We start from the raw sequence: 6984 nt of genomic DNA on the forward strand, positions 1-6984 counted from the left end.
CGGCGGACCTTTTCGGGAGTATCGCCCAAATAAAGAGGGGGATATTTGACTCCCAGGCTTTCCGCTTGTTGAAGGAGTTGTTCGGCGCCTTCGTAATTCCTCTCGGCAATTGCCTGTCGTGCCCGCGCCAGTAAGTCGTCACACTGGCGCCGCAGCACTTCCGGGCTGGATGGTGTGCCAACCCCAGGCGCTTGACTGGGGTTTTGGCCCCAAAGTTGTCCGTTCACCATCATAAACGCCAGGCAGATAGCTGCCACTCCACGGAAGAACACAGTCGGTGCGTTCAAGCCAGCTCTCCTTTCGAGATCACCCAGACTCCGTTCGGTACCTCGTGTTGTGTCCATCGGACCGCTATCGCTCCGTTTGATGAGAATCCGCACCGGCATACGGGATCGCCTCCATGCGATGCCACAGACGCCGCAAATCCTCGCCTGCTCCACCCTACGGGAGTCCTCACCGTCAGCGAGGCATGCCTGTTTCCGATTCCCTTTGAGTCGCTGTAGCGCGGGATAAATACTGATGCTACGTTACTGGGTCAAGAGCGATTGTTCGCAGTTCTTAGCTTTCCTAGCTCACCGTGATGGCACTTTTGCAGGTTCGCGCGAGACAACGTCATCATGATTCTTGGGCATGCGAATTATCGCACCTCCCTCATCCGCCATAAGCCTCTCCGCCAACCACGGATGAGCCGCAGGCAATGGCGCGGCGAAAAATAGCCAAGGTTTCGTGATGGGTCAACACCAAAAATTTGAAAAGCTCGCAAGAATCCGAGAAACCACTCCCGATTCGAACCGGCGGCCCAGAAACGACCTTTTCTAGCCGGGTTGTGGCACTCTCGCTCGCACCAGATCGCAGCGCGACGTCGGGTTATCAGGCACGTGGGACGAAGCGGAAAGCGATGTACTTCACGATCGCCGATCTTGGCGCCAGGAGTCGCATCGCGGCAGCGCAAGGCTTTAAAGCACGTGATCTTCGCCCCTCATCAGCACTGGTTGCAGAAGTCGCGGAAAAATCACCGCTCGAACCAGTTGCGGAACATGTGAATGGTGGCGGCTCTTCCCATACGCGCGATTGATGTGGTGAGCGGGATTTCCTTGGGGCACACTTTGACGCAATTCTGGGCATTACCACAGACCTGAATACCGCCTTCGGAAATGAGCGCGTCGAGGCGGTCTCGGCTGTTCATTTTGCCCACGGGGTGACTGTTGAATAGATCGATCTGTGCGATGGCGGCCGCTCCCATGAAGTGTCGATTGGTGATCTCGGCCTCACGCCGGCGGTAGTCGTCCTCCGATTCGCCAGGCAGCCGCTTGACTTCTATTTTCAGATACTGCGGGCACGCTTCCATACAACAGCCACAGCTCATGCATTTGCTGAGCACGTAGGCGATTTCCTGCATTTCCTGGGATTGTCGCAATGGTGAGCCCAGGTCCAGATAACTGTCCACGGGAATCCACGCTTTGATCTTTTTGAGGGTGGCGAAAATCCGGGTGCGGTCTACCACCAGGTCGCGGACGACCGGAAACTTGCTCATGGGTTCAAGCCGTATGCCTGCAGGACGATCCGCCAGAAGTTTGTCCACTAACGCGGTGCAGGCCTGTCGCACGCGTCCATTGATCACCATCGTGCATGCCCCACAGACTTCTTCCAAACAGTTGCACTCCCAGGCAACCGGGGGAACGCGCTTGCCATCCGCGTTCACTCCCAGTTCCGCAATCTTTTGAAGAACGCTGATGACATTCATGTCCGACTCATAGGGAACGCGAAAGCGCTCCCAATAGCTCGGTCGCCCTGGGGCATCTTGTCGCTTAACTTCCACAAGGAATTCACGGGATGGAATGGAGGATGTATGAACCGACGGCATAGGTCACTCTCGTCAGCGATGGCGTTGACTACCTCGGCACGAGCCTCATCAATCCTCTTGTGTGTCGTTCCAGTCCAATCGTTGCCGAATGTGAATATTCGGACTTTCAATTCCCAGCTCCGTTAGCCGATCCGATGAATAGGACCGATGGAGGACACTCTGATCGAAGCCGTCATACCCGGAGCGCTTGCTTTTTGACCAGGGTTCGCTCTTTCCAAACTTCTTCAATGACCTCTCCGCCCACCACGCCATACAGTCGCGGTCGCGGGGGAATGAGCGATGTGTCCACTTCCTCGTACGATATCTCCGGATCACCGTTTGGACCGCAGACGGCGATCGTTGATTTCAACCAACGGCGATTGTTCTCCTGAAAACGATCACACCATTCCTCGGCCTGTCGTCGACGTTCTGCGGGGTCCGTCGCAGTGATGGAAGGGAGCTGGAACTCCAACTTGAAATGGGCTCCCCGGCATTCGTCCCGCAAGCGAGCCCCTTTCAGAATCGCTTTGGCCAGAGGAAACATGTCCATCAAAGCCCGTACGAACACAATGTTCTGATTTGTCCACAGCCCACGATCGGCGATTCCGCACCGAGCCGCACGCTCCTGGAGTTCACACACCAGCCCGTACGCCCGATCAAGTTCGTGATTGTGCCGCACAACGGTGGCTGCTTTGGTCATCACCTTTCCTAACTCCTGATGAATCGTGTACGGATTCTCGCCATCAGCAGGACGGGCAAGCAGCGATTCGAAGCGCTGCCGATGTTCCCGCTCGGCCTGTTCCACCAACCGGCTGCTCACCTTGCGCTGGCCGTTTTGGTGGAGGATCTCGATGTACGAGACGATGCTCGGGGCGACGATCAACCCACTGAAGATACAAGAGAGCAGGGAGTTGGCACCCAGTCGGTTCGCGCCATGGTACTGGTAGTCGCATTCACCAACGGCAAACACGCCTTGCAGGGAAGTATGGTGGTTACGCGGCGAGCCGATCCGTAACCCACCTGCTTCCGTGCGTTCGTAGTCCACCCACAGACCGCCCATCGAATAGTGAACGGCAGGAAAAATTTTCATGGGCACAACGCGAGGATCGACCCCTTGGAACTTCTGGTAGATTTCCAGAATGCCGCCCAATTTCCGGTCCAGCACATCGCGAGGTAAGTGTGTGAGATCGAGATAAACACAGAGCCGATCCTTCTCAACGCTGAGCCCTTCTTCAGTACAGACCTTGAAAATCTCGCGCGTAGCAATGTCGCGCGGCACCAGGTTCCCGTATTTTGGATACCGTTCCTCCAGGAAGTAATACCGTTCGTGCTCAGGAATCTCTTGCGGCGGTCGGGGGTCTTGAGGACGGCGAGGAACCCAGATCCGGCCGCCTTCCCCACGGGCAGATTCACTCATTAGCCGGAGCTTGTCAGCTCCAGGGATCGCAGTCGGATGCACCTGAATAAACTCTGGATTGCCATACTTGGCGCCGGCCTGGTAAGTACGACTTGCAGCGCTCCCATTGCAGGCCATTGACATCGTCGAACGCCCAAAGATGACCCCGCATCCTCCGGAGGCAATGACCACAGCATCCGCTGGCAGGGCCCGGATCTCCATGCTGACCAGATCCTGCACAACACATCCACGGCACACACCATTTTCGTCAAGTATGGGGCCCAGATAGTCCCAGAATTCATACTTCCGGACTTTACCGGCGACTTCCCAGCGGCGAACCTGCTCGTCAAGGGCGTAGAGGAGTTGCTGTCCCGTTGTGGCTCCCGCGAACGCGGTGCGGGGATATAATGTGCCACCAAATCGCCGCTGATCACGAAATCCCTCAGGAGTGCGATTGAACGTGACTCCCAGCCGGTCCATCAGGTCTATGATGCGGGGGGCCCATTCGGTCATTTCTTTGACGGGCGGTTGATGTTGCAGAAAATCCCCCCCGTAGACCGTGTCGTCGAAGTGTTTCCATTCGCTGTCACCCAACTGCCGGGTGAGATGGTTCACACTGTTGATCCCACCCTGCGCACACACACTGTGGGAGCGTTTGACGGGCGTCAGACTCACCAGATCAACGTGGACGCCCAGTTCGGCAAGTTTCATCGTGGCAGATAAACCTGCCAGTCCACCGCCCACGACGACGACATGCATCTCATCCATTGTTTTCACCCACAAGTGTCACGACGTTGGGGTTAGTCGCAGGAGATATACCGTCCCCCGCTGCTACACGTACGGGGAACCGACATCCGGCCACCTATGCGATGTCCAACTTCAGTGGACCATTTCTACCTTTACTCCAGCCCTCTCTACTCGGTTGACCCTAGGTAGCGGTCCCTTTAACCTTGGAGCAAACACCAACCGCTGGCGCTACTCCGGCGGCATGACTGGCATCGGCAATGGAGCCGACACCCGCTTTGCCGTTTGAGGCGACTCCTTGGCTGTCTCCATTCCGTAAAGCGCAGCGACCGCGATGCCCCCTAAGAACAACCCCACAATCAGGCAAAAGATGGAAGCGGCCCTCTGAGCACGAGGACTAATCCAGATTCCCCATGTGATTCCAAAAGTCCAAATGCCATTCGCAAAATGATAGACGCAAGAGAGGACTCCCACGGTATACAGGACGCCGATCAGTGGCGAAGCCTGAATCGCTTTTGCCGCCGTAATCACGTTAGCAGGATCGAACTGTTTTCCCCCCAGAGGTTTCGCCACGTTCTCGATCCACCACTCGAACTTGAACCAGCCGTGCATGTGAAAAACATGCCAGAAGATGAAAAAGAATGCAATCACTCCCGTCCAGCGCTGGAGTGTGTAGCGGATGTTTTCGACGTAGGGATACTGACGGACGTTCCTTTTGCCTCGCGACACAATCATCATGCCGATCGCCGCGTGGAAGATGATCGGCAGAAAAATGAACGGCCATTCCAGAAGCATGATCGTGGTCGGCCCTAGGCTGTGAATGAGCCCCACGCGATACTGGAAAATTTCCACGCCGTCTGCTATTGAGGCGTTCGTGGCCAGATGGAAGATAAGAAACCCACCCACTGGAACCAGTCCGGTGAAAGAGTGAAGCCGCCGGATGGTAAACTCGTGCTTGCCAAAGAAAGATGCCAGATCAAACCATGCCACGGCCGACTACCTCGTTCCATTCATCAGAAGGGTAAAGCACTCCCGATATGTGGGGGTCCGTTGGAAATCACTGTGTCAATTATGCCAGGCGATATCGGTCGATATCGGTCATTACCAGTATACGGTGGACAACCCCCACCGTGCAATGAGAAGGCGACGGGCCAGCAAATGAAGACCAATGACTCTGCCAAACTGACAGGAGCTGTGTCGCAGCGACGAGTTGCAACACAGAACTCGAGAAGGGTTGAATTCTGCCTGTCGGATTGGTTATCCTCGGACTCCGCGGGCGGACTGATGTCGGTTTTGACTACCACCCGATTCATAGTAAAATTGCGTTACCCAGTTGGCGCGCTACTTGCACGCACGGGGGGTGGAAGGAAAAACTGGGAGTGCAGTGGCCATGCGAATCTATCACCCCTGGCTTCTCGTCGCTGATGATGACCCGATCTTCCGCGAAACAGTCCAGCAGGTACTCGAGGCGGAAGGATATCGCACTCTTCTTGCGTCCACTGGAGAAGAAGCTGTGGCCCTGGCCCGACAGCAGGAGGTTCATGTTCTCCTCTTGGACTTCCATATGCCGAGGTTGACCGGTCTGGAGGCATTTCGTCTAGTCCGCCAGGTCAAGCACAATGTCCCATGCATCCTTATGTCGGGGGCCATCGACCCGGAGACTGTGGAACAGGCGAGACGGGAGGCCGTTTTTGAGATCCTCACGAAGCCGTTTTCCGCTCGCCAACTTTCTACGGTTGTCCGAAACGCCCTCACCCAAAAATATGGCTTCTGAAGTCCGCGTTGAGCCGAGTTGGCTGGCCTCTTTCTTCTCGGCCGTGCGCCCTGATGCTCTCTCATGACGGTCTCGCATGCCGGATCTTCTCCTGGGGTCTCTGCCCATTTAGAATCCGTATAGCCCTCCGGCACATGAATTCAGGGGCCCGGCGTCCAAGCTCGGCGAATTGAAGCCTGTCCACCGGAACAGATGACGGACCGTTGGCCGCTTCTCCCTAGGCGAATTAAACTGAAGTTTTTGGCGTGGGGAGAGACCCCTGCCGGACCGAGTCCCCGGGAGGTGAGTTCGGTCACTCGGTTAGGTGAGAGTTTGCGTGGTTTGGCTGGAATAATTTGACGTGTCAATGTGGGCAGGCTGCGTATAGCAGGAGGGTAACCGACGAATCGGGCCACGGCGGCGAAATATGGTAAGTAGCCATTGGAATTCGAATCCCGGGCGCGCAACCCACGGGAACGGAGTGTGCGCGGTTCGCCTCCGCAGTCGTTGCTACTGGCATTCGCTTCCCAGTCAGTCGGGGGGCCATGTGCGCGGAAGCCGGTTGCTGCCAGCCGCGTCCTTACGGAACGGGTGATGCGTGAGTCCCGGCAGATCGCAAGCGGTGGCAGAGTCCTCGCGAAAGTCTGGACCGCCCAAAAAGGTCGCGCCTTTTGACAGGATTTCGCCGAGATATTTGAAACAGGGACGGAAAATTGATGCGCAGGCCCTTTGCAGAACCGCCCTCCTACAATGCCGATTCGGCCAAAAGAGCCCGATATTTTCCCGGAAAACCTGCTCGAGGAAACTTTTTCATTGGCCCTGGAAAGCCGATGGTGGGCACTCTACACGAAAGCACGCCAGGAAAAGATCCTGATGCAGCGCCTTCGTGAACTTCGGATCGCCCACTATTGCCCATTGGTGCCCAAACGCACCAAGACTCCTAAGGGCCGCATCTTTACCTCATACATACCCCTTTTCTCGGGTTACGTATTTCTGTGCGGACAGGACGAGGATCGTTACCGCGCTGTCACGACCAACTGCGTGTCGAAGTGTATCGAAGTCCCTGACAAAGAGACGTTGGTTAACGAGCTGCGTTCCATTCAGCGGGTCATCGCCTCAGGACTTCCACTCCTGCCCGAATCCCGGATCACGACAGGCACCCGCGTCCGAATCAGGTCAGGTCCGCTCGCCGGCATCGAAGGTGTCGTCGTCTCACACCATGGCGAGGAGAGGTTCATTGTCATGGTT

6 protein-coding genes are annotated in these 6984 nt (G+C 56.4%); 2 read left to right on the forward strand and 4 right to left on the reverse strand.

Going from position 1 to position 6984, the window contains the following annotated elements; translation table 11 throughout:
• The 4 genes from ABJK56_RS15965 to ABJK56_RS15980 all read right to left on the reverse strand — a co-directional run.
• The coding region (locus tag ABJK56_RS15965; protein WP_347245671.1) for a hypothetical protein at positions 1 to 386 on the reverse strand (386 nt) is incomplete at its 3' end.
• A gap of 626 nt (positions 387 to 1012) precedes the next feature.
• Complete coding sequence (sdhB, locus tag ABJK56_RS15970; RefSeq protein ID WP_347245672.1) at positions 1013 to 1864, reverse strand: succinate dehydrogenase iron-sulfur subunit; 852 nt, start codon at positions 1862 to 1864, stop codon at positions 1013 to 1015.
• Between the two features lie 172 nt (positions 1865 to 2036).
• Complete coding sequence (gene sdhA, locus ABJK56_RS15975; protein WP_347245673.1) at positions 2037 to 4007, reverse strand: succinate dehydrogenase flavoprotein subunit; 1971 nt, start codon at positions 4005 to 4007, stop codon at positions 2037 to 2039.
• 207 nt (positions 4008 to 4214) lie between these two features.
• Positions 4215 to 4973 (reverse strand): succinate dehydrogenase cytochrome b558 subunit, encoded by a 759-nt coding sequence (locus tag ABJK56_RS15980; RefSeq protein ID WP_347245674.1) that lies wholly within the window; start codon positions 4971 to 4973, stop codon positions 4215 to 4217.
• Positions 4974 to 5373: 400 nt separating this feature from the next.
• Here ABJK56_RS15980 and ABJK56_RS15985 point away from each other — a divergent pair, with 400 nt between their 5' ends.
• Together ABJK56_RS15985 and ABJK56_RS15990 are read left to right on the forward strand one after the other, a co-directional pair.
• On the forward strand, positions 5374 to 5757 hold the full coding sequence (locus ABJK56_RS15985; RefSeq protein ID WP_347245675.1) for a response regulator: 384 nt from the start codon (positions 5374 to 5376) through the stop codon (positions 5755 to 5757).
• Positions 5758 to 6486: 729 nt separating this feature from the next.
• Positions 6487 to 6984, forward strand: a 498-nt coding sequence (locus ABJK56_RS15990) for a transcription termination/antitermination NusG family protein (RefSeq protein ID WP_347245676.1), incomplete at its 3' end; no start/stop codon positions are given.

The organism is Thermogutta sp., assembly GCF_039793925.1.
GTDB lineage: Bacteria > Planctomycetota > Planctomycetia > Pirellulales > Thermoguttaceae > Thermogutta.

Excerpts from the sequence above, each read along its gene's own strand:
- sdhA (WP_347245673.1), bottom strand. The coding sequence starts at position 4,007 with ATGGATGAGATGCATGTCGTCGTCGTGGGCGGTGGACTGGCAGGTTTA.
- ABJK56_RS15985 (WP_347245675.1), top strand. The coding sequence starts at position 5,374 with ATGCGAATCTATCACCCCTGGCTTCTCGTCGCTGATGATGACCCGATC.
- sdhB (WP_347245672.1), bottom strand. The coding sequence starts at position 1,864 with ATGCCGTCGGTTCATACATCCTCCATTCCATCCCGTGAATTCCTTGTG.